Below are 21,424 nucleotides of genomic sequence, written 5' to 3'. Positions count from 1 at the left end.
GGGCCTGTCCGGCGGCTCAGGCCGGACGGGCCCCGGCGGCGCGTCAGCTGAAGACCGACGCGCAGGTGGTGGCCGTGGCGTGGGCCGGGTCGAGGGCGTTGGTCACCTCGTGGAAGGCGATCCGGTCGAACAGGGCGATCGCCACGTGCTCGGACAGGTCGAGCGGGCACAGGTCCTGGAGCAGGAGGTTGCGGACGTCCGGGCCGCTCAGGTACTGGTTGCGCCAGGGGGTGGCCACCTCGTCGTACTTGGTGGCGATGACGGTGTAGTGCACTCCGGGGACGGTGTCGCCGCCCGCGTTGAGCTTGGTGAGGAAGACGGAGCCGGCGATCTGGTCGGCGAGGCCGGGGGTGGTGGCCTTGATCAGGTCGCCGGCGCCCGGGAAGTAGGGCAGCAGGTTGGTCAGTCCGCTCAGGTCGGTGCCGTGGTTGTCGGGGGCGAGGCCGACGAGGGCGTTCACCTTGGCGGCGCCGCCGAGGAACCTCAGGTAGTAGCGGGGCATCATGCCGCCCTGGGAGTGGCCGACGAGGTCGGCCTTGGGTGCGCCGGTGGCGGTGAGCACCTTGTCGACGTAGGCGGCGAGCTGCTCGGCCGACTTGTCGATGGGGCCGAGGCCGTGGAAGAGGGGGACGCCGGGCAACTGGCCGTAGTCGAGGGAGAAGACGCAGTACCCGCGGTGCTTCAGGTACGGGGCGAGGGAGAGCCAGTTGTCGACGGAGTTGCCCAGGGTGCCGTGGACCAGGACGACCGGGCGGGGGTGGGCGGCGGAGGGCTTGCAGGAGTAGTCGTTCCAGCCCGAACTGGGGGCGGTGTCGGCGTGCGCGGCGGCGGCCGGGACGACGGCGACGGCGGCGGTGAGGAGCAGCGCGGCGAGGGGTCTGAGCACTCGCTTCCAGGGCAGCATCGTGTGATCTCCTTGCGGCTCAAGGGGAGGTGCGGGGGACGACCTGTCCCTGTGATCCGGATCACGAGGATGCTGTTCACTCGTCAAGTTACGGGCGAGTAGTGCAGGTGTGAAGTTACGCGTGAGTAAAAACTTCCAGTGATAGCCACGGGCCCGCCCCAGTGTTGACGAACCGTCACCAGGCAGGCCGTACGGGGCCGTAGGGCGCGATCCGCAGCAGACGCTTCCGCAGCGCGGCGATCTCCCCCTCGCCCAGCAGCTCGGCCCACGCCCCCACCACCTCGGCGGCCGCCGCCTCCGCGGCCCGCGTGCACTCCCATCCCCGCCCGGTGAGCACGACGAGCCGGGCCCGCGCGTCCACGGGGTGCGGGCGCCGCTCGGCGTACCCCTTGCGCACGATCTCCTCCACCAGCTGGCTGGCGGCCTGCTTGGTCACCCCGAGATGCGTGGCGAGGTCGGTGACGGTGGCGCCGTCCGGCGCGAGCCGCGCGAAGGCGAAGCCGTGGGCGGGCCGGAGATCCGTGAAGCCGCGGGCCACGACCCCGTCATGGATACGCCGGGTGAGGTCGCCCGCCACGGCGAGCAGGGCGGCGGACAGGGCCATGGCTTCGGAGTTCTGCACGGAGGCATTGAAACATCCTTGACGAAAAGGTCAAGCAGATTGACCATATAGACAAGCTGCTTGACCACTCGAACGGAGACCACCATGCCCGTAGTGCGCTCGGCCGAGGCCGTGACCCACGAGATCCACGGCGCCCGCTTCGTCTCGTACGCCACCCCGCTCACCGGGAGCAGGGAGTTGTGCGCGTGGCGGGGCGAGATTCCCGCCGGGACCAGGGCGCCGGCCCACACCGTCGACCGGGAGGAGATCTTCCACCTGCTCGTCGGCGAACTGCTGATCACCCTCGACGGCGACACCGAGCGCGTCCGCGCCGGTGACACGGTGATCGTCGGTGCCGGCGCGACCCTGACCGTGGAGAACCCCACCGACCACACCGCGATCTCCTGGGTCACCACCTCGGTGGGCCTCACGGCCCGGCTGGCCGACGGCACGCTCCTCACTCCGCCGTGGGCCAACTGAGCCGGGGAGCGGCTGACTCAGGCGGCCAGCGTCCCCGGCATCACCGCCCGGGGCCCGAACTTCGCCCGGGCGCGGTCCGCGACCTCCTCGATGCGGCGGACCTTCTCGTCCACGGGGTCGAAGGTGAGCTGGTGGGCGGCCTGATCGGCGGAGGTCAGGCCCTCGGCGCGCAGGGCGAGCGCGCGGACCCGGGCACGCTGCAGGCCGAGCGCCTCGTACATGCCGTAGGCCGCCCTCGTCAGCGCCGCCGAGTGCGCGGTCGGCTCCGCCAGGGTGCGGCTGCGGGTGGTCGAGGTGCGGTCGGCGTAGCGCACGGTGAGGGTCAGGGTGCGGCAGACCTTCTCCACCGCGCGCAGCCGGGCGCCGATCTCCCCGGCCGCCGAGAGCAGCGCCCTGCGGTGCCGGCCGGGGTCCAGCTCGTCGAGGTCGAAGGGGCGTTCGGCGGCGAGAGACCGGGAGATGGTGTTCGGCACGACCCGGCCGCGGTCGACGCCGTTCGCCTTCTCGCGCAGCTCGCGGCCCGCCTTCGCGCCGATCAGCCGCTGGAGCGTGGACGGGGGCGCGCCGGCCACCCGGCCGAGCGTGTCCAGGCCGTACTCGCACAGGGTGCGGGCGGTCGCCGGACCCACGCCGGGCAGCGCGGCCACGGGCCGGTCGGCGAGGAACTCCGCGATGGCGTCCGGCTCCTCGGGGACGGCGCGGGTCACCCCGGGGCGGGCGTCGCGCAGCGCCATGCGGGCCAGCATCGGACCCGGTCCGGCGCCGATCACACAGTCGACGCCGTGCAGCGCGAGGGCGCGGACCCGGATCACCGAGGCCAGCTCCACCGCGCTGCGCCCGAAGTACCGTTCGGCGCCCCGGAGATCGGCCAGCGCCCCGTCCGGCGGCAGCGCCTCCACGACCGGGGTGAACTCCTCCAGCAGCCCGAGCAGGCCGGGCAGGGCCGCCTCGTACATCGGCGGCGGCTGGAAACGTACGCAGAGGATGGTCATCCCGCACTCCCCGGACTCTGGTGCCACAACTTCCTTCCCACCGCGGGCCCTTCGCCCGCGGGGCGCAGATCGGCCCAGGGGTGCATCTCGTACCCCGTGGACATGCGGATCGTCCGGCCCTCCATCGGGTCACGGGCCGCCGAACCGGCCGGCCGGGGCAGCCCGCCCGAACCGGCGGTCCGGGCCCGGGACGGACCTGAGCCGTCCCCCGGCGCGGGGCCGTCCGCCGGCACGGGGCCGTCCGCCGGCACGGGGCCGTCCCCGGTGCCGCCGGGCGGCCCGGCCAGCCGGGCGGCGACCCCGTCGAGGCCCTCCTCGCGGCGCACCTCCAGCAGTTCGGCGAGGTTCCAGGCGGCCGAGCCCACCACGCTGAGGCTGCGCGGACCGCGCCGCTGCACCACGCCGCGCACCAGCAGCAGCCAGGAGTGGAAGACGGTGTGCGCGCAGGCGTCGTGGGAGTCGTCGAAGAAGGCGAGGTCGACCAGGCCCGTGCCGTCGTCCAGCGTGGAGAAGATGACCCGCTTGCCGGACCGGATGGGCGGGGTCTGGGTGGCCGCCTTGGCGCCCGCGACCAGCACCGTCTCCCCGTGCCGGGCATCGCGCAGCCGGCGCGCCGGCACCACGCCCAGCTCCTCGAGGAACTCCCGGTGGTCGTCCATCAGATTGCGCGAGGCGTCCATGGACAGCACGCCCAGCTCGGCGCTGAGCCGCTCCTCCGGGGTCAGGTCGGGCAGGCCGGCCGAGGCGGTCTTCCGGCCTCCGGCGAGAGGGAGCTGGCCCCCGCCGCCGCCCCGGGCGCCCCGGTGCAGTTCGGTCAGGTGAAGTTGCAGGTCACGGCGGTTGGCGCCGAACGCGTCCAGCGCGCCCACCTGGGCCAGCCGCTGGGCGAGCGGGCGGCTCGGGCGGGCCCGCTCCCAGAAGTCCAGCAGGGAGGCGTACGGCTGTCCGGCCGCGATCCGCTCCGCCTCGGCCTCGCTGATGCCGTGCACGTCGCAGAGGGCGAGCCGGAGTCCCCACACCCCAGATTCAGACACCAGTTCGATCCTGTGTGCGACCCCGGACACGTTCACGTCCAGCGGCAGGACCGGCACGCCGCGCCGCCGCGCGTCCGCCAGCAGCAGCCGCTTGGGGTACATCCCGGGGTCGTGCGTGAGCAGCCCGGCGTAGAAGGCGGCCGGGTGGTGCGCCTTCAGCCATGCCGACTGGTAGGTCGGTACGGCGAAGGCGACGGCGTGGGCCTTGCAGAAGCCGTAGGAGCCGAAGGCCTCGACGATCTCCCAGGTCCGCCGGATCGTTTCCGCGTCGTATCCGTTCGCCGCCGCGGCCTGCGCGAACCACACCTTGATCCGCCCCTGCGACTCCGGGTCGGACAGTCCGCGCCGGACCCGGTCCGCCTCACCCCGCCCGCAGCCGGTCAGAACGGAGACGATGTCGATGACCTGCTCGTGGAAGACGACGACCCCGTACGTGTCCTTCAGCGCCCCCTCCAGGTCCGGATGCGGGTAGCGGACGGGCGCCCGCCCGTGCCGCGCCTCGATGAACGGCCGCACCATGTCGGCGGCGACCGGTCCCGGCCGGAAGAGGGAGATGTCGACCACCAGGTCGTGGAAGGTGCTCGGCTGCAGGCGGCCCACCAGGTCCCGCTGGCCCGGCGACTCGATCTGGAAGCAGCCCAGCGTCTCGGCGGACCGGATGAGCCCGTACGTCGCCGGGTCGCCCGGCGCCACCGCGTCCAGGTCGATCCGCTCCCCCGCGGCCCGCTCCACCTCCGCGACCGCGTGCGCCATCGCCGACTGCATCCGCACACCCAGCACGTCCAGCTTGAGCAGTCCGAGGTCCTCCACGTCCTCCTTGTCGAACTGCGACATCGGCAGCCCCTCGCCGCTGGTCGGCACCACCGGCGTACGGGCGAGCAGGGAGGCGTCGGACAGGAGCACCCCGCACGGGTGCATGGCGACTCCGCGCGGCAGGGCGTCGAGACCCTCGACCAGCTCCCAGAGCCTGCCGTACTTCTCCCGCTCCCCCGCCAGCTCCTTCAGCTCGGGCAGTTCCTCCAGCGCCGCGCGGGCGTCCCGGGCCCGGATGTGCGGGAAGGACTTGGCCACGCGGTCGATCTCGGCCGGGTCCATGGACAGCGCGGCCCCCACGTCCCGGATGGCGTGCCGCACCCGGTAGGTCTCGGGCATGGAGACGGTCGCGACCCGCTCGGTGCCGAACCGGCCGATGATCGCCCGGTAGACCTCCAGCCGGCGCGCGGACTCCACGTCGATGTCGATGTCCGGCAGGACCACCCGCTCCTTGGACAGGAAGCGCTCCATCAGCAGCCCGTGCTCGACCGGGTCGGCGTGGGCGATGCCGATGAGGTGGTTGACGAGGGAGCCGGCGCCGGAGCCCCGGGCGGCCACCCGGATCCCCATCCCCCGCACGTCGTCGACCACTTGGGCGACCGTGAGGAAGTAGGAGGCGAACCCGTGGTGGGCGATGATGTCCAGCTCGCGGTGCATCCGCTCCCAGTACTCGCGCCGGCCGCCGTGACCGAGCCGCACCATCCCGGCCGCCGCCCGCGAGGCGAGCGCCCGCTGGGCGGTGCGGCGGCCGGCCCCGACGAGGTGCGCCTCGGGGAAGTGGACGGTGCCGATGCCGAGGTCGTCCTCGGGGTCGACCAGGCACTCGGCGGCCGTGGCCCCGGTCTGCTCCAGCAGCCGGTGCGCGGTGTCGCGCCGGTAGCCGGCCGCCTCCACGACCCGCTCGGCGACCGTCAGCATGGCCTGCGCGTCCTTCAGCCAGGCCTCGCCCGAGTCCAGCTCCTTGCGGGGGTCGATCGGCACCAGCCGGCGGGCGGCGTCCAGGACGTCGGCGACCGGCCCCTGACCGGGGTCGGCATAGCGGACGGCATTGCTGAGCACCGGCCTGACCCGCTGCTCGGCGGCGAAGCCGACGGTACGGGCGGCCAGTCGCAGGGAGCCGGGACCGGTACCCGCGCGGTCGTGCCAGACGGCCTCCAGCCGCAGCGCGTCACCGTAGACCTCGCGCCAGGGGGCGAGCAGCCTCACGGCCCGGTCGGGGCGCCCGGCGGCGAGGGCGCGGCCCACGTCCGATCCCGGCCCGAGCAGCACGGTCAGGCCGTCGCCGTGGTTGCCGGACCAGGGCAGCAGCGGCGTGCCCTCACCCTCGTGCGCCGCCGTGACGATCCCGCACAGGTCGGCCCAGCCACGAGCGCCGTCCCGGGCGAGGAAGGTCACCCGGGGGGTCGACTCGTCGATGAAGGCGCCGCCCCGCACCGGGGTGCGGCGCCTCTCCCGCCGGGCGGTCTCCGGCCCGGCCACCGCCAGGTTCACGCCGAACAGCGGGCGGACCCCCTCCTTGGCGCACGCCTTGGCGAAGCGGACCGTTCCGGCGAGGGTGTCGCGGTCGGTGAGGGCGAGGGTGTCCATGCCCCGTTCCCCGGCGCGCCCGGCCAGCCGCTCCGGGTGGGAGGCGCCGTACCTCAGGGAGAACCCGGAGACGGTGCGCAGATGCGCGAAGCCCGGCACACGCACCTCCCGCACTCGTGAGCCCCGAACGGCTCTCGAACATCAGTTCCCTACTCCGTCATCCACCATACCCCCATTCTCGAACAAGTGTGCGACATCGCGATGACCCCCTCCCACCTGCGCAAACACCCCACCGACCGGACACCTGGGCGCCGGCAGCACGAAGCCCCGCCCCCTCGCGCGCGGGGGCGGGACTTCGAAAGCGGGCGTCGTCCGGGTCAGCCGATCTGCGAGCCCGTGGCGGACAGCGCCTCGGTGACCGGCTGGAAGAAGGTCTCCCCGCCGGAGGTGCAGTCGCCACTGCCGCCGGAGGTCAGACCCACGGCCTTGTCGCCGGAGAACAGCGAGCCGCCGCTGTCCCCGGGCTCGGCGCACACATCGGTCTGGATCAGACCGCTGACCGTGCCCTCGGAGTAGTTGACGGTGGCGTTCAGGCCGGTGACCGTGCCGTCGTGCACCTTGGTGGTCGAACCGCTGCGGGTGACCTTCATGCCGACGGTGGCCTCGGCCGCGCCGGTGATCTGCCGGGCGGAGCCGTCGTAGAGGTCGACCTCGCTCGGGTGGTCGACCTGGGCCGTGTACTTGACCAGGCCGAAGTCGTTGCCCGGGAAGCTGGACTGCTCGTTCTGGCCGATGACGTCACCCGAGGAGTCGGACCAGCTCGAGATGGCCTCGGTGCAGTGGCCCGCGGTCAGGAAGTACGGCTGACCGCCCTTGACCACGTTGAAGCCGAGCGAGCAGCGCCCGCCCGATCCGCTGATGGCGTCGCCGCCGGCGATGAAGGGCTTGTACCGCCCCTCGGAGCGCTTCAGCTCGGCCTTGCCGCCGAGCCCGTCGACGACCTTGCCCAGCCTGGTCCACTCGGCCCCGGACACCGTTCTGTCGGCGGTGACGACGACCTTGTTGGTGACCGGGTCGGTCGCCCAGGAGGTACCCGGGATGGTCGCGTCCCGCTTCAGCGCCGAACGCGCGCCGTCGAGTTCGGCGATCGAGTTGGCGACGACTCTGGCCTTGGCGCCGGCCGCCTCGACGGTCCTGGCGGCCGTGGCGTCGAGCACGTTGACGACAAGGCTCTTCGCCCGGGCGTCGTAGTAGCTGCCGGCCGCGCCGGAACCGAGGTCCCGCACGAGCGTGGAGGCGAGCTCTCCGGCCGCCGGGGCGGACTGGATCCGCGCCTGCGGGGCGGACTTGGCGGGCTCGCTGGCGTTCGCACTCTGGAAGGTGACTCCCGCGGCGACCAGTGCGGCGATTCCCGCGCCGGCCACGGCGATCCGCCGCCCGGGTATGCGTCGGTGCTTCAACTCATGTCCTCCTGTGGGGGATCGGCTCCGCGGGTTGTGGGGACCGCACGGGCCGGAAGGCTGGTTGACGGGCGCCCACTCTTCCGAACGGCACAGGGAGCACACAAGGTCGACTTCAGGACGCGCGTACGGAGGACGCGTGCGCCCCCACTCCGCTTGACGGTTCACGGCCACCCCAGGGAATTCGCACTGCAAACACCCGGTGCGAGTAACAGCTCTGCGGACGGTGACCGTTGCCGCTGGCCGGAATTCGATCCTCCGCATCGGGGCCGCCGGCGGCGGACAGACGGAAGCCCCCGCACGCGAGGAGCGTGCGGGGGCTCGGTGCCGTCACGACGCCGTCACGGCCGCGTCCGGCCGCGGGACACGGAAGGCGGTCCGGTCCTAGTAGACGTGGACTCCATAGGCGCTCAGCGCCTCGGTGACCGGCTGGAAGAAGGTCGTACCGCCGGAGCTGCAGTTACCGCTGCCGCCCGAGGTCAGACCGTACGCCGTGGTTCCGCCGTACAGCGGGCCGCCGGAGTCGCCGGGTTCGGCGCAGACGGTGGTCTGGATCAGGCCGTAGACGATGTCGCCACCGCCGTAGTTGACCGTCGCGTTCAGCGCGGTGACGCGGCCGCTGTGGGTACCGGTCGTGGATCCGCGGCGGTAGACGGTCGTGCCGACCGAGGGCGTCGCGGCGCTGGTGATGTCCTGGCTGCCCACGGCACCCGACTTGGTCACCGAGCTGTTGGTGTAGCGCACGATGCCGTAGTCGTTGCCGGGGAAGCTGGAGCCGGCCGTGGAGCCGAGCGTGGTCGAGTGCGAGGAGTTCGACCACCAGGTGCCCGCCCCGTCGGTGCAGTGACCGGCGGTCAGGAAGTAGTAGTTGCCGCTGGAGTCCTGGACGTTGAAGCCCAGCGAGCAGCGCCAGCTGCTCGCGTAGATCGCGTCGCCGCCGGAGATCAGCTTGTTGAACTTGCCGGACGTGTGCTTGACGACGAGGGCGCCCGAGTCGCTGCCGGCCTGCTGCTTGATCTTGGCGATCTCGGCCTGGGACACCGTGCTGTCGACGGTGACGACGACACGGTCGGTCTTGGCGTCCACCGCCCAGGCCGTGCCGGGGATGTCGGCCTTGAGGACGGAGTCGCTCGCCCTGGTGAGCTGGTTGGCGCTGAACGTGTGGGCGTCGCTGGCGTTCGCGGTGGGGGCGGCGAACGCTGCCGCGGCCAGGAAGCCGGTCGCCACGGCGGTCAGCCGGGTCCGTCTTGCGATACCGCTGCGGGGAGTGGTGCGCTTGATCCTCACGTTGCATTCCCTCCCAGGGGAAGTCGAGGGCCCGCGTGGGGTCGGGGCCCGGTGAGGCGCAGTCAGGGACTCGTTCGGGGTACCGAACAATGTTTCATGCCCCTGACAAGCACTGAGGGGGAGTATTCGGCCGAACGGCCGGTCGGCACAAGGGTGCCTTTCGGCCGTCAAGCTTTGAACCACCTATGCGCACCGGCCCCTTGACGCCGCCTCGGCGACGGGGCGGCCGACGGGCACCGCCCAGGCCCGGCGACCGGTGGTGCCAGGTCGATTCCGGCCAGGGTGAAGGCGGGTCCACCGGCGGGGACGCGGCCGCGCACGCGTCCACCGGTGCCACCCACCCACGGCCTGGCCGGTGACGGTGAACACCACACCGTCGCCATCGGCCGGCCCTCTCCCGGGCGTGGCCGGAATTCACCCCTCCGGATGGTCCCCTAGCAGTCGCAGCACGAGCAGCACTCGCAGCATTCGCAGCACTGGCAGGCCTCGCAGCACGAGCAGTCGCAGTCGCCGCACCAGCCCTCGCGCTTCTTCCGGGACCAGGGGCCCTCGTACTCGTCGGCGCAGCACACCTTGCAGGTGCAGCACACCCCCAGGGCGGCCGCGCACCCGGCCCAGAAGCCCCGCTTGTCCGGGCGCGGCGGCTCGCCCCCGAAGGGGTTGCCGTACGGGTTGCCCGGCGCCGGGGGTGCCTGGTGCCCCGGGGGCGGCCCGAAGGAGGCCTCGGGCGCGTGTCCGCACGAGTGGCCGCCGAACGCCCGGTCCACCGACCGGCTCAGCTCGTGCGCGAGCAGCAGATGGACCAGCCTGCCGTCGGTGAACTCCGCCTCGCGCAGCGCCAGCCGGATGCCGTGCAGAGCGTCGTCGGCGAGCCGGCGGGCCTCGGTGAGGGAGGTGCCGGTGGCGGTGAGCGGGTTCCAGGCGCCCGAGCGCGCGTCCGCCTCCCGGTCCTCCACGGCGTCCAGCAGGTGCGCGAGCCGGCCGAAGAGGCGGCCGGCCTCGGCGAGCGGGTCGGCGTTGCCCGGCCGCCCGGCCAGCACGGCGGTGTGCGCGAAGGCGGCCGCGGTCGCCGTCTCGGTCGGCTCGGTGACCGTCAGCAGCGGGGTGCCGTACCCCGCCAGGGCCTCGATGCCGGTCTGCCGTTCGACGGCGTCGACGAGGACGGCGGTGTCGAACCCGACGGCGGCGCCGCTGTGCGCCCCGGCCTTCCCCCAGCTCGCCGCGACCCGGCGCGCCGCGAGGGCGACCGGCCTGCGGGCCAGCAGCCCGTCCCGGTCGGCGACGTGGTCGCGCACCTTGGCCGAGGCGAGGATCAGCGAGACGGCCGCGGCGAGCCGGGCGCCCTCGCCCTGGGCGACGGACGCCGTCCGCATGCCGCGCAGCGCGCACGGCCCGGCGGTGCGCCGGGACCCCTCCACCGGGCCCGCCTGAGCTTCCGCCAGGACGGATATCAGCAGGCCGTCGTAGTTGGTCACGACGCGGGCGAACTGTCCGTGATCACGGCGCAGGGCGAGACACAGCCCGCACAGATGCGCCATCCACTGGGCCCTCAGACCCTCCCCGAGCCGGTGACTGCACGGCCGTACGATTCCGAACACGCCGATCCCCCGTGATGTGCCGCGACGTCGAGCCGGGGCATCGTATCGACCGACTGTCGGCTCGTATCAGGTATGCCGTTCACCCGTACGCTCCGTATATCACCCACCCGCCGACGACAATCATATTTCACTCACAGTCAGCAGCCGTATGAGTCAAGACCCTTGGGGTACAAGGGCTCTCGACGTATCCGCTGTGCACCAGTACCGTCACAAACCCCCCGCGCGGCGTCTATCCACTTGGCGCGCCGTCCGCATCATGGATGACCATAGGGATGCGGAAAGCAAGAAGACAGCTGTGAGAGGAGGCGTCCATGGGATCGGTACGCAAGGCGAGTGCGTGGCTCGGCCTCGTCGACGACAACGATGACGAGCGTTACTACGACGACGACTACTCCGAGGGCACCGGGTCCGCGGACGCCTGGGTCACGGACCCCCGGGTGAAGGTGGCTACGGACACGGCCGAGGAGACGGGCCGCCGGATCGGCACGGTCACCCCGGACAGTTTCCGGGACGCCCGCGCCATCGGCGAACTGTTCCGGGACGGCGTCCCGGTCATCATGAACCTCACGGCGATGGAGCCCGCCGACGCCAAGCGCGTGGTGGACTTCGCGGCCGGGCTGACCTTCGGCCTGCGGGGCACGATCGAGCGGGTCGCGAACCGTGTGTTCCTGCTGACGCCCTCGAACACCGAGATCGTCAGCGGTGAGCCGGCGGCACGCCGCGAGGACGGCTTCTTCAACCAGAGCTGAGGCAGGGCCGCTCACCGGCCCTGCCGCCTCCGGGGACTCACCGGAAGGCGTCGAGCCCGGTGAGCGCCTTGCCCAGCACGAGCTGGTGCATCTCGACGGTGCCCTCGTAGGTGAGCACCGACTCGAGGTTGGTCGCGTGCCGCATGACGGGGTACTCGAGGGAGATCCCGTTGGCACCGAGGATCGTCCGCGCCGTACGGCAGATCTCGATCGCCTCGCGGACGTTGTTGAGCTTGCCGAAGCTGATCTGCTCGGGACGCAGGCGGCCGGCGTCCATCCGCCGCCCCAGATGGTGGGCGAGCAGGATCCCCTTGTGCAGTTCCACCGCCATGTCGGCGAGTTTCGCCTGGGTGAGCTGGAAGCCGCCGATGGGCCGCCCGAACTGCTCCCGGGTCTTCGCGTACTCCACGGCCGCCTCGAAACTGCTGCGCGCCGCGCCCATGGCGCCCCAGACGATGCCGTAGCGGGCGTGGGAGAGACAGCCGAGCGGTCCGCGCAGGCCGGTGACCTCCGGCAGCACCGCGTCGGCGGGCAGTCGTACGTCGTCCAGGACCAGCTCGCTGGTGACGGAGGCGCGCAGGGACCACTTGTGCTTGATCTCGGGCGCCGAGAAGCCGGGGCGGTCGGTCGGCACGACGAACCCGCGGATGCCGTCCTCGGTCTGCGCCCAGACGACGGCCACTCCGGCCACCGATCCGTTGGTGATCCACATCTTGCGCCCGTTGAGCACCCAGTCGCCGCCGTCGCGCTTGGCGTGGGTGCGCATGGAGGCGGGGTCGGAGCCGTGGTCGGGCTCGGTGAGCCCGAAGCAGCCGATCACCTCGCCGGCGGCCATCCGCGGCAGCCACTCCCGCTTCTGCTCCTCGCTGCCGAACCGGTGGATCGCGTACATCGCGAGCGAACCCTGCACGGAGACCAGGGACCGGATGCCCGAGTCGGCGGCCTCCAGCTCCAGGCAGGCGAGCCCGTACTGCACGGCCGTGGCGCCGGCGCAGCCGTAGCCGGTCAGGGACATGCCGAGCGCGCCGATGCCGCCCAGTTCCCGGGCGAGCTCCCGGATGCCGGGCAGCTCGCCCTTCTCGTACCAGTCGGCGACGTACGGCAGCACCCGGTCGGCCGCCCAGCCGCGGACGGTGTCCCGGATCGCCAGGTCCTCCGGGTCGAGCAGGTCGTCGATCCCGAGCGGGTCGGCGGCATCGAACGGGGGCAGCTTCGCGGACGCGGACATGGGACACCCTCCGGAACACTGGAACTCACCAAAAACTAGCAGCGCTAGTTACGTCTCTCCGGCCGACGTTACGGTGCGGTGTCCCGCACGTCCAGAGCGGGGGTCAGGCCGACACCTTCGGCTTCTGCGGCTCCCGCGGGGAGGGCACCGCCCCCACTGCGGGGACCTCGTCCGCACTCGGCTCGCCGCACTGCATGATCCGCGGCAGCCGCAGCGCCATCATCGCGCCCAGCAGCAACAGCACGGCGCTGACCACCAGGGTCACATGCAGCCCGTGCACGAAGGAGTCCCGGGCGGCCCGGCGCAGGGCCTCACCGGCGGGCCCACCCAGGCGCCCGGCGACCTCGTAGGCCTCGCCGAGCGAGTGGCCCGCCGCCCGTGAGGCGCCCGAGGGGACGCCCGGCACCGGCGTGAGGCCCGGCGCGTAGGCCTTGTTCATCACGCTGCCGAGCAGCGCGATCCCGATCCCGGCGCCGAGCTGGTACGAGGTCTCGCCGATCGCCGCCGCCCCGCCGGCCTGCTCGGCCGGGGCCTCGCTGAGCATCGACTCGTAGGCGCCGAAGAGGGTGGTCTCCAGGCCGAAGCCGAGCAGTACGAAGCCGCAGAGCAGCAGCCTCGCGTTGTCCTCGCCGCCCATCGCGGTCAGCGTCACCACCGCGGCGGCGGTGAGGCAGAAGCCGGCGCAGACCATCCGGCGCGGTCCGAAGCGGCGCAGCATCCGGGCGCCCGCGAGGCCAGCCGCCATCGCCGCGACGGTCAGGGGCAGCAGCCGCAGGCCCGTCTGCAGCGGCGACAGACCCAGCACCAGTTGCAGGTACTGCGCCGCGATCAGCTCGAGGCCGACCAGCGCGAGCATGGCCAGCACGATGCAGCCCACCGAGGTGCTGAACGCCGGCCGCCGGAACATCCGCAGGTCGACCAGCGGGTGCGGGCGGCGCCCCTGGCGCCGGACGAAGAGGAACAGCAGCGCCGCGCCCAGCAGCAGCGGAACCGTGGTGAACGGGCTCGCGGCGGACTCCCCGCCGCCGAGCCGCTTCACGCCAAGGACGACGCCGAACAGGCCGGCCGCCGCCATCAGCGCGCCGGTGACGTCCCAGGGGCCGTCGCGCTCGCCCCGGGACTCGGGCAGCAGCATGCGCCCGATCGGCAGGCTGACCAGCATCAGCGGGATGTTGACCAGGAAGACCGAGCCCCACCAGAAGTGCTCCAGCAGGAAGCCGCCGAGCAGCGGGCCGACGGCCGCGCCGACGGCGGCGACCGCGCTCCAGATGCCGATGGCCAGCGCCCGCTCACGCCGGTCGGGGAAGACCTGGCGGAGGATCGACAGGGTCGCGGGCATGATCATCGCGCCGCCGATGCCGAGCAGCGCGCGGGCGAGGATCAGCGTATGGGCGCTCGGCGCGAAGGCGGCCACGGCGGAGGCGACGCCGAACAGGGCGTAGCCGAGCAGCAGCACGCGCCTGCGTCCGATCCGGTCGCCGAGCGTGCCGAAGAGGATCAGCAGCGAGGCGCAGACCAGCGGGTAGACGTCGACGATCCAGAGCAGTTCCACGGCGCCGGGTCTGAGGTCCTCGGTGACGGCGGGGACCGCCACGTGCAGCACGGTCGAGTCGAGGGCGACGAGCAGCAGGCTGAGGCAGAGGACGACCAGGACGACCCAGCGGTTGGCACCGGCCCCGGCCGCCCGACGGCGCGGCCGAACGGCAGCCGTGGTCGTCCCGGACATGTACGTACCTCCCAGATGATCCCTCGCGTGCGGCGGATCGGCGGAGTGGGGACTCTCCGTCGTACGGCCGGAGAGGAGCGGGGTCTCCGGCCCGCGCAAACCCACGCGGGTGACTCGTCAGCGTACGCGAGTCCGTCGTGGGCACACGTGGCGGACCTCTCACACGCGGGACCGAACCCGTGTGGCGTAGGCCACCTCGCACGTCGTGGCGCATGCCCGGCGGGCGGCCCGGTTGCGGGCCCGGTCGATAATCGAGCCCGTGACCGACCTTGCGACGCGCGCGGCCCCGGCCCGCGACACCCTCCTGCGCCGGGCGGCCCCGGCCCTCCTCGGGTACGCGGCCGTCCGTTTCCTCGGCCTGCTCGTGCTGGCCGCGTGGAGCGCCGCGCGCGGCAAGAGCGCGCTCACGCTGCTGGGCGCGCGCTGGGACTCCCTCTGGTACAGCCGGGTGGCCGAGCTGGGCTACGGCTACGAGGTGCGCCTGCCGAACGGCGACGTCCACTCCAACCTGGCGTTCTTCCCGCTGCTGCCCTGGCTGGAGCGGCTGCTGCACACCGTCACGCCGCTGTCGTACGCGCACGCCGGCCTGGTCGTCGCCCTGCTCGCCTCGCTGGCCGCGGCCGGGGGGATCTTCGCGGTGGCGGAGTGGGTGTACGGGCCCCGGGTGGGGGTCTGCGCGGTGCTGCTGTGGGCGGTGCTGCCGGTCGGGATCGTGCAGTCGATGGCGTACAGCGAGTCCCTGTTCACCGCGCTGGCCGCCTGGTCGCTGTACGCCGTGCTGACCGGCCGGTGGGTGGGGGCGGGTGTGGCGGCGGCGCTGGCGGGGCTGACCCGGCCGGTAGGTCTCGCGGTGGTCGCGGCGGTGTGGGTGGCGGGCGTGCTCACGTTCCTGCGCGAGCGGGGCGCGCGCGACGCGCGCGAGGGCGACCGGGCTCCCGGCCCGGCGGCCGGGGTGCGAGCGGAGCGCATCGCGCGTACCGGCGGCGCGCACGATCCGTCGTGCGCTCCCTCCACGCCAGGGGGCGTGCACGACGCGATGCGCGCTCTGTCCCGCACCCCTTGCGCTCCCTGCGCGCCCGCATGGCGCCGCGTGCTCGGGCTGCTCCTCGCCCCGCTGGGCGCGGCCGGCTATGTGCTGTGGGTCGGCCACCGCACCGGCAGGGGGCCGCTCGGCTACCTGGACGTGCAGGCCGGCTGGCGCAACGGGTTCGACGGCGGGTACGCCTTCGCCCGCTTCGTCGCCGACAAGTTCACGTCATTCCCGTCGGCCCTCGCCGGAGCGGGCCTGATCATCGGGGTGGCCCTGCTGATCATGCTGTACGTGACCGGCGTACGGCAGCGTCAGCCCCTCCCGCTGCTGGTGTACACGGGTGTCGTCCTCGCCCTCGCCCTGTGCGCCTCGAGCTACTTCGGCTCGAAGCCGCGGCTGCTGATGCCGGCCTTCCCGCTGCTGTTCCCGCTCGCCCGCGCCCTGGCCCGGCCACGGACCTCCCGATCGGTGCTGGTCACGGCGGGGCTGGCCGTGGCGACGGCGGTGTACGGCGCGTTCTGGCTGAACGGCTCCGGTCCCCCGTGATCGACTCCGGCTGCCGATGAGCACACCCTGAATTCCACCCCATGATTCGGTGAACGAATTCATAAGCGCCATATAACCGGCGCCCGGAATGATCAAAGGAATTGCAGGAAGCAGGTTCACCGGATTGCGGAATCGCAGGAATTCAGCGGCTCCTGAGAGGTTTCCCACATCACATCGTCATCACAAAGCCGCTGTTTCGACCGGGAACAGAGCGCACTCACTGTAACGTCGATCGGGTGCGTACCGAACTAAACCTCACCCGGCGTCTGGACCGGGTGTTCACCAGGCTGGACCGTGAGCCGGAACGGCCGGCCCACCTCGATGTGCCGCGGATGAGCAGGCACCGGGTCGTGCTGTTCACCGCGACCCTCGCCTTCTACCTGGCGATCGTCTGGGCCGTGGTGATCACCTCCTGGCTGGTCCGGCTCGACTGGCAGGTCATGTTCTTCCGGCCGTACCAGCAGTGGTCGGAGATCCACTGGTTCGTCGACTACTACGTGGTGCTCGGCCAGCGCGGCCCCACCGCCGTGATGGTCGCCGCCTGGCTGGGCTGGCGCTCCTGGCGGCAGCACACGCTCCGCCCGCTGCTGACTCTCGGCGCCTCGCTGCTGCTGCTCAACATCACGGTCGGCGCCGCCAAGTACGGCATGGGCCGGCTCGGCCCGCACTACGCCACCGTCATCGGCTCGAACGAGATGGGTCTGGGCGGCGATATATTTCCCAGCGGCCACACCGCCAACGCCGTGGTGACCTGGGGAATCCTGGCGTATCTGGCCTCCACCCCCACCGCGCGCCGCTGGCTGTCCGCCGTGTCGGCCGTGACCTCGCTGGGCGTCGGTATGGCCACCGTCTACCTCGGTACGCACTGGCTGAGCGACGTGCTGCTGGGCTGGGCCGCGGGCCTGCTGATCCTGCTCGCGCTGCCGTGGTGCGAGCCGCTGATCGCCCGGGCCGAGACCGCGATCTTCGACCTGCGCGACCGCTGGCGCGCCCGCCGCGGCCGTACGGTCCCGGCGCCGGCCGTGCCGGTCCCGGTGGTGCTCAAACCGCGCACCGCGCCCGCCGGGCAGTCCGCACCGGCCCGCGAGCCGGTGGCGTCGGTGCGCGGGCCCCGGGCGCCGATCCATCTGGCCCCCGGCCCGCACACGGCCCGTTCGGAGCGCACTCCGGTCACTCCGGTGGGCAGCCGCCGGCCGCCGCACGCCGACCGGCTGCCGCGCGGCGCCTCCCAGCCGGCCCGTCCCGTCCCGGGCGGCTGACACCCGTCCGGGCGGCGGGGGTCCGGGTACGCACGACCGACCCCTCACGTACGGCGAAGGCCCCGTCTCCCCTTCCGGGAGCGGGGCCCGCGCCGTACGTGAGGGGTGTTCAGCCCTTCCAGGCGCGGGTCACCAGGCCGTCCCGCACCTCGAAGTTGAGCCGGCCCACCCGGTACTCCATGGTGATGATCGCGCCCGGCGGCAGCGACCGAACCGTCGACCACCCGCGCTGCCGGGCGAGCCGCTCGGCGTTCGAGGCGTCGAGGCCGACGTACCCGTCCGGACTGTCCTGGGGCTCCGCTGGCGGAGTGGGAATCGGTGCCATGCGGCCACGCTAGGCCGCATCGGGCGGCGACGGAAGCCGCGGTGGCGGCAGGCCTCCCGGTCTCCCTCCTGTCACGCTTCTGTCACAGGTTCCCGAACCCGTTTTCTTCGAACTCCGTCACACGATCGGGGGTTTCCGTGTCGTTCGCCGGGGTATTCGAACAGAATTCTTGCGCGCCGGACCACCCTCCCGAATTGGCCGACGGAAAGCGCCGGGGCATCGATCGGGGCCGGTCCGCGACATGATTCCGCGTCGAATGCGCGGCGGTGCCGGGAGAGCTGACGCCGCCCGGGTATTTCATGGATTCGGCGGGCCGGCGCCGTGCGGCCCCGCCGAGCGGTCCAGGGCCCCGTCGAGCCGGTCGCGGATCCGTCTGATCGACTCGGTCAGCTCGGCGGGCTCCAGGACCTCGAACGGGAAGCCGGTCATCATGATGTGAATCACCATCACTTCCAGGCTCGGCGCACCGCTGCGCAGGACGCAGGCGTCCGGGCCGTCGGCCTCCAGCGTCCCGGCCGACGGCGAGATCCGCTCGGCGGCCTCGTGCAGCGGCACCAGCAGCCGGACAGCGGACCGCTCGGCGTACGCGCGCGTGGAGACGCCCTCGGAGACATGGGCGGCGAGGTCCTCGGCGGGCGGCTCGCGCGCGGTGAAGCGGGGCCCGTGCGGCGGCCTTGGGGTGATGCGGTCCACCCGGAAGGTCCGCCAGTCCGCCCGGTCGACGTCCCAGGCGACCAGGTACCAGCGCCGCTCGGTGCAGACCAGCCGGTGCGGTTCGACGGTGCGGCGGCTCGCGGCACCGTCGTGCGTGCGGTATTCGAAACGCAGCCGCTCGGCGTCCCGGCACAGATGGGCGATCTCGGTGAGCAGCGCCGGGTCGACCGGGGAGGCCGGCGGACCGCCGCGCAGCATCGGCACGGTGAAGGCGTTGAGCGCGCCCACCCGGCGGCGCAGCCGGTTCGGCAGCACCTGTTCCAGCTTGGCCAGGGCGCGTACGGAGGTCTCGCCGATTCCCTCGATGCCCTGGCCGGCGGCGGTGCGCAGGCCGACGGCCACGGCGACGGCCTCGTCGTCGTCCAGCAGCAGCGGGGGCAGCTCTGCGCCCGCGCCGAGCTGGTAGCCGCCGCCCGTGCCGGGGCCGGCGTTGACCGGGTAGCCCAGCTCGCGCAACCGGTCCACGTCCCGGCGGACCGTGCGCGGGGTGACGCCGAGCCGGTCGGCGAGTTCGGCGCCGGACCAGTCGCGGTGGGCCTGGAGCAGCGAGAGCAGGCGCAGCAGTCGTGCCGAGGTCTCCAACATGGGGCCGAGTCTGCCGGCCGATGCGGACAGCCGCTGTCCTCGACGGGACAGCGGCTGTGGTGCGCGGCTCGCTCAGAGCGCCAGGCGCCGGCCGGGCACGATCAGGTTCGGGTCGTCGCCGATGACGTTCCGGTTGGCGGCGTAGATCCGCTGCCAGGTGGTGCCGTGCCGGGCGGCGATGGCGCTCAGCGTGTCGCCCTCACGGACGGTGTAGTCGCCGCGGGCCGCGTCCCGGCCGGTGTGGGCCGCCGTGCGCTCGGGCTTCGCCGCCGGCGCCGGCTTCGTCGTCGCGCCGCTCTTGGCCGCCGCACCCGAGGCGGCCGCCGGGGCGGTCCCGGTGGCTCCGGCCCGGCCCGAGCAGACCGGCCAGGCGCCCCAGCCCTGGGCGTGCTGGACCTTGGTGGCGACGGCTATCTGCGCGCTCCGGGACGCCTGGTCGGCCGTCGGGGCGTAGGCGCCGCCGCCGTACGCGCGCCAGGTGCCGGCGGAGAACTGGAGCCCGCCGTAGTAGCCGTTGCCGGTGTTGATGTGCCAGTCGCCGCCGCTCTCGCACTGGGCGATGCGGTCCCACACCCCGTTGTCCGCGGCGGTCGCGTCGCCGGTGGCGGCCAGCAGTCCCAGCGGCGCCAGTAGTGCGGCTCCGGCCAGGGTGGCCGCTGTCGTACGGCCCTTTCGGGCGCCGTCGGGACGGGCGGTGCGGCGGGTGGTATCGGCACAATCGGACATGTGGTTCCCTCTCCACGAACCCGGGCTCCCCCGGGCGGAGCGCGCCTCGCCGCGCAGGACCGCGGTTCCTCGCGCCCGCCCCGTCCGCCGCGGCCGGTGCGGCGATCGTGCTCTGCCTGGCCGGCCGGCGGACGTTCCCGAGCGGTGCTAGTTGCACACGGCGGAGGAATGTAGAGAGGGCGGGCGGGCTGTTTCAACCAAGTCGCCGTCGTTCCAGGCCAGTTCGCGGTTACCTCAGGTATCGGCGATTTTCGGCCAGCCATTTCATACGTGGATTTCGTGATTTATCAACCACGCACACGAGTGGCGAGTGACCTACTTCACTCGTTCAAGTGCCTTGACGGGACACGGACTTGACGGTGAGTGTCCGCTTCCGCACTCGCGGTGACCCTGTGCGGTGGATGGTTCGATTCCGTTGCCCCGGGGGCGTGACCCCCACCACAGGACGCCCGTTGTCTTCTTCATGAGCCCGGAACCCCGGGGCTCAGCGGCCGGGAGCCACCCTGCCGACCCAGCACCGCATCCCGAGGGAGCCCCCGTGCCGCGCATGCTCGACGTCAGTGACGCAGTACGCGCCGAGATCGGCGACGAAGAAGCCAACCGGCTGCTCGCCGGAGAGAACGCCCCGGGCAGTTACGACTGCACGTCCTGCCGCACCCCGGGCGACTCCGAGCAGGAGCGCACCAGCACCGTTCTGTTCGTCGGCGACGAGACCGCCGTCCTCGCCTTCGCCCACGCCGGCTGCCTGCCCTCGCAGGTCGTCCAGGTCACCGAGGAGCAGTTGCAGGGCGCCGTCCGGTCCATCGGCGGCCGCCCGGCCGCGGACGGCGCCCCGCAGCGGTCCGTGCCCGAGCAGGCCGTGCTCGGTGTGACCAGCGGACTGGTCCTGATCGAGGGCGAGTTGCACCCCGCGCTCGTCGTCGAGCCGACGGCGCCCATCGTGCGCCCCGGCTCCTTCGGCGCCGGCGACGACTTCCTGCCGCTCCTCATCGAGCAGGGCTTCATGCCGGTGATGGAGCTGGTGTCGGTCCCGCCGGTGCTGCACGGCTGGTCGGTCCTGCTCGCGATGGGCCAGCTGCACGCGGTGCTCCAGCCCGGGGTGGGCGGCGGCCAGCCGGTCGCCTGGTGGCAGGCGCACCAGCCGCTGCAGGTGACGGACAGCTGGCGGGCCGCCGCCAACAAGCACCAGCAGGTGCTGATGTTCGCGGCGCCGGTGGGGTCCATCGGACGGCAGCCCCGGGAGGACCTGCTGCGCGGCTCCCTCGACCGGGCCGCGGCGAGCGGCAAGCTGGTGGCGGTGGCGCTGCCCCTCGCGGGCACGTGAGGTCCGCCCGGCGGCAGGCCGGGAGCGCACCCCACTTGTACGACCGCATCCCTTTGAGATTCCGGTCGTTTGGACATACGTGCACGCATACGACACTCCTCCTCCCCGCCGGTCCGCCTTCGCCTCCGTTCCGTCCGCCCGGGCGGGGGAGAGTTCGGTCGCGCCATCGGCCACGCCGATCTACGACTCGCTCTACACGGAGTGGGTCAAGGCCTTCCGTACGCTGCCGGGTGACCGCAGTGGTGAGGAGGAGCTGGGGTTCTGCGCCTTCGGGAACACCCCGCACAGCACCGGCTCGTACCGCATGACCTCCTACAGCGCCTACAGCGCGGGGGCCTACAGCGCCCGGCAGAGCGGCGGCCAGCAGCAGCCGCAGTGGCAGCGGGTAGGCACGCTGGGGCGGCAGCAGGACACCGGGATGCATCACGTTCCGGCGGGGCTGCCGCCCGCTCCGCGGCGCGGCGCCTGAGGCATGGCGAAGGGCGGCCCCCCGTTCTCCGGGGGCCGCCCTTCGCC

18 protein-coding genes are annotated in these 21,424 nt (G+C 72.8%); 6 read left to right on the top strand and 12 right to left on the bottom strand.

The features are described from left to right. Positions 1–43 precede the first annotated feature (43 nt). Positions 44–904, bottom strand: a complete 861-nt coding sequence (locus ACFVVO_RS19030) for an esterase/lipase family protein (RefSeq protein WP_390056303.1) — start codon at positions 902–904, stop codon at positions 44–46. Between the two features lie 175 nt (positions 905–1,079). Next, complete coding sequence (locus ACFVVO_RS19025) at positions 1,080–1,526, bottom strand: MarR family winged helix-turn-helix transcriptional regulator (RefSeq protein ID WP_390056301.1); 447 nt, start codon at positions 1,524–1,526, stop codon at positions 1,080–1,082. An 84-nt stretch (positions 1,527–1,610) separates the two neighbouring features. Between ACFVVO_RS19025 and ACFVVO_RS19020 the strand changes: the two genes are divergently transcribed. After that, complete coding sequence (locus ACFVVO_RS19020; protein ID WP_390056875.1) at positions 1,611–1,985, top strand: cupin domain-containing protein; 375 nt, start codon at positions 1,611–1,613, stop codon at positions 1,983–1,985. A 17-nt stretch (positions 1,986–2,002) separates the two neighbouring features. On the opposite strand, the gene ACFVVO_RS19015 is transcribed toward ACFVVO_RS19020, so the two are convergent. The 5 genes from ACFVVO_RS19015 to ACFVVO_RS18995 form a co-directional block, all read right to left on the bottom strand. Continuing rightward, positions 2,003–2,977: a hypothetical protein gene (locus tag ACFVVO_RS19015; RefSeq protein WP_390056299.1), complete on the bottom strand. Its 975-nt coding sequence runs from the start codon at positions 2,975–2,977 to the stop codon at positions 2,003–2,005. Continuing rightward, complete coding sequence (locus ACFVVO_RS19010) at positions 2,974–6,510, bottom strand: DNA polymerase III subunit alpha (RefSeq protein ID WP_390056298.1); 3,537 nt, start codon at positions 6,508–6,510, stop codon at positions 2,974–2,976. The genes ACFVVO_RS19015 and ACFVVO_RS19010 overlap by 4 nt, the downstream gene beginning before the upstream one ends. Positions 6,511–6,728: 218 nt before the next feature. Continuing rightward, positions 6,729–7,811 (bottom strand): S1 family peptidase, encoded by a 1,083-nt coding sequence (locus tag ACFVVO_RS19005; RefSeq protein ID WP_390056296.1) that lies wholly within the window; start codon positions 7,809–7,811, stop codon positions 6,729–6,731. Between the two features lie 384 nt (positions 7,812–8,195). Then, positions 8,196–9,098 carry a S1 family peptidase gene (locus ACFVVO_RS19000; protein ID WP_390056294.1) on the bottom strand — a complete coding sequence of 301 codons (903 nt, stop codon included), beginning with the start codon at positions 9,096–9,098 and terminating at the stop codon, positions 8,196–8,198. Positions 9,099–9,532: 434 nt separating this feature from the next. After that, positions 9,533–10,696 carry a DUF5685 family protein gene (locus tag ACFVVO_RS18995; RefSeq protein WP_390056293.1) on the bottom strand — a complete coding sequence of 388 codons (1,164 nt, stop codon included), beginning with the start codon at positions 10,694–10,696 and terminating at the stop codon, positions 9,533–9,535. 311 nt (positions 10,697–11,007) lie between these two features. On the opposite strand from ACFVVO_RS18995, the gene ACFVVO_RS18990 reads away from it, so the two are divergent. Next, entirely contained in the window at positions 11,008–11,445 is a 438-nt protein-coding gene (locus ACFVVO_RS18990) for a cell division protein SepF (protein ID WP_390056291.1), read from the top strand. A gap of 37 nt (positions 11,446–11,482) precedes the next feature. Here ACFVVO_RS18990 and ACFVVO_RS18985 read toward each other — a convergent pair whose 3' ends face one another. Together ACFVVO_RS18985 and ACFVVO_RS18980 are read right to left on the bottom strand one after the other, a co-directional pair. Further along, positions 11,483–12,673, bottom strand: a complete 1,191-nt coding sequence (locus ACFVVO_RS18985) for an acyl-CoA dehydrogenase family protein (protein WP_390056290.1) — start codon at positions 12,671–12,673, stop codon at positions 11,483–11,485. Between the two features lie 103 nt (positions 12,674–12,776). Then, positions 12,777–14,399 (bottom strand): MFS transporter, encoded by a 1,623-nt coding sequence (locus tag ACFVVO_RS18980; protein WP_390056288.1) that lies wholly within the window; start codon positions 14,397–14,399, stop codon positions 12,777–12,779. A gap of 259 nt (positions 14,400–14,658) precedes the next feature. Here ACFVVO_RS18980 and ACFVVO_RS18975 point away from each other — a divergent pair, with 259 nt between their 5' ends. Together ACFVVO_RS18975 and ACFVVO_RS18970 are read left to right on the top strand one after the other, a co-directional pair. Further along, positions 14,659–15,975: a hypothetical protein gene (locus ACFVVO_RS18975; RefSeq protein WP_390056286.1), complete on the top strand. Its 1,317-nt coding sequence runs from the start codon at positions 14,659–14,661 to the stop codon at positions 15,973–15,975. A gap of 236 nt (positions 15,976–16,211) precedes the next feature. Further along, complete coding sequence (locus ACFVVO_RS18970; protein ID WP_390056284.1) at positions 16,212–17,234, top strand: phosphatase PAP2 family protein; 1,023 nt, start codon at positions 16,212–16,214, stop codon at positions 17,232–17,234. A gap of 109 nt (positions 17,235–17,343) precedes the next feature. On the opposite strand, the gene ACFVVO_RS18965 is transcribed toward ACFVVO_RS18970, so the two are convergent. From ACFVVO_RS18965 to ACFVVO_RS18955, 3 genes are all read right to left on the bottom strand, one after another. Then, a complete protein-coding gene (locus ACFVVO_RS18965) occupies positions 17,344–17,559 on the bottom strand; it encodes an I78 family peptidase inhibitor (RefSeq protein ID WP_390056282.1) in 216 nt (71 codons plus the stop codon). A gap of 297 nt (positions 17,560–17,856) precedes the next feature. Further along, a complete protein-coding gene (locus ACFVVO_RS18960) occupies positions 17,857–18,858 on the bottom strand; it encodes a helix-turn-helix transcriptional regulator (protein WP_390056281.1) in 1,002 nt (333 codons plus the stop codon). 72 nt (positions 18,859–18,930) lie between these two features. After that, positions 18,931–19,584 carry a transglycosylase family protein gene (locus ACFVVO_RS18955; RefSeq protein ID WP_390056279.1) on the bottom strand — a complete coding sequence of 218 codons (654 nt, stop codon included), beginning with the start codon at positions 19,582–19,584 and terminating at the stop codon, positions 18,931–18,933. A gap of 538 nt (positions 19,585–20,122) precedes the next feature. On the opposite strand from ACFVVO_RS18955, the gene ACFVVO_RS18950 reads away from it, so the two are divergent. Continuing rightward, entirely contained in the window at positions 20,123–20,908 is a 786-nt protein-coding gene (locus ACFVVO_RS18950; protein ID WP_390056278.1) for a hypothetical protein, read from the top strand. A gap of 79 nt (positions 20,909–20,987) precedes the next feature. After that, the gene (locus tag ACFVVO_RS18945) at positions 20,988–21,377 is read left to right on the top strand and encodes a hypothetical protein (RefSeq protein WP_390056276.1); all 390 of its coding nucleotides are present in this window, start codon (positions 20,988–20,990) and stop codon (positions 21,375–21,377) included. The last annotated feature ends 47 nt before the right edge of the window (positions 21,378–21,424 follow it).

The organism is Streptomyces sp. NPDC058145 (assembly GCF_042884245.1).
Lineage (GTDB): Bacteria > Actinomycetota > Actinomycetes > Streptomycetales > Streptomycetaceae > Streptomyces.
The sequence above is the reverse complement of the archived record's forward strand: the minus strand, read 5'-3'. Positions and strand labels throughout refer to the sequence as shown.

What these genes read in the sequence shown, in the direction of transcription:
- ACFVVO_RS19030 (WP_390056303.1), bottom strand. Translation starts at nt 904, where the DNA reads ATGCTGCCCTGGAAGCGAGTGCTCAGACCCCTCGCCGCGCTGCTCCTC.
- ACFVVO_RS19020 (WP_390056875.1), top strand. Translation starts at nt 1,611, where the DNA reads ATGCCCGTAGTGCGCTCGGCCGAGGCCGTGACCCACGAGATCCACGGC.
- ACFVVO_RS19015 (WP_390056299.1), bottom strand. Translation starts at nt 2,977, where the DNA reads ATGACCATCCTCTGCGTACGTTTCCAGCCGCCGCCGATGTACGAGGCG.
- ACFVVO_RS18990 (WP_390056291.1), top strand. Translation starts at nt 11,008, where the DNA reads ATGGGATCGGTACGCAAGGCGAGTGCGTGGCTCGGCCTCGTCGACGAC.
- ACFVVO_RS18985 (WP_390056290.1), bottom strand. Translation starts at nt 12,673, where the DNA reads ATGTCCGCGTCCGCGAAGCTGCCCCCGTTCGATGCCGCCGACCCGCTC.
- ACFVVO_RS18980 (WP_390056288.1), bottom strand. Translation starts at nt 14,399, where the DNA reads ATGTCCGGGACGACCACGGCTGCCGTTCGGCCGCGCCGTCGGGCGGCC.
- ACFVVO_RS18965 (WP_390056282.1), bottom strand. Translation starts at nt 17,559, where the DNA reads ATGGCACCGATTCCCACTCCGCCAGCGGAGCCCCAGGACAGTCCGGAC.
- ACFVVO_RS18960 (WP_390056281.1), bottom strand. Translation starts at nt 18,858, where the DNA reads ATGTTGGAGACCTCGGCACGACTGCTGCGCCTGCTCTCGCTGCTCCAG.
- ACFVVO_RS18955 (WP_390056279.1), bottom strand. Translation starts at nt 19,584, where the DNA reads ATGTCCGATTGTGCCGATACCACCCGCCGCACCGCCCGTCCCGACGGC.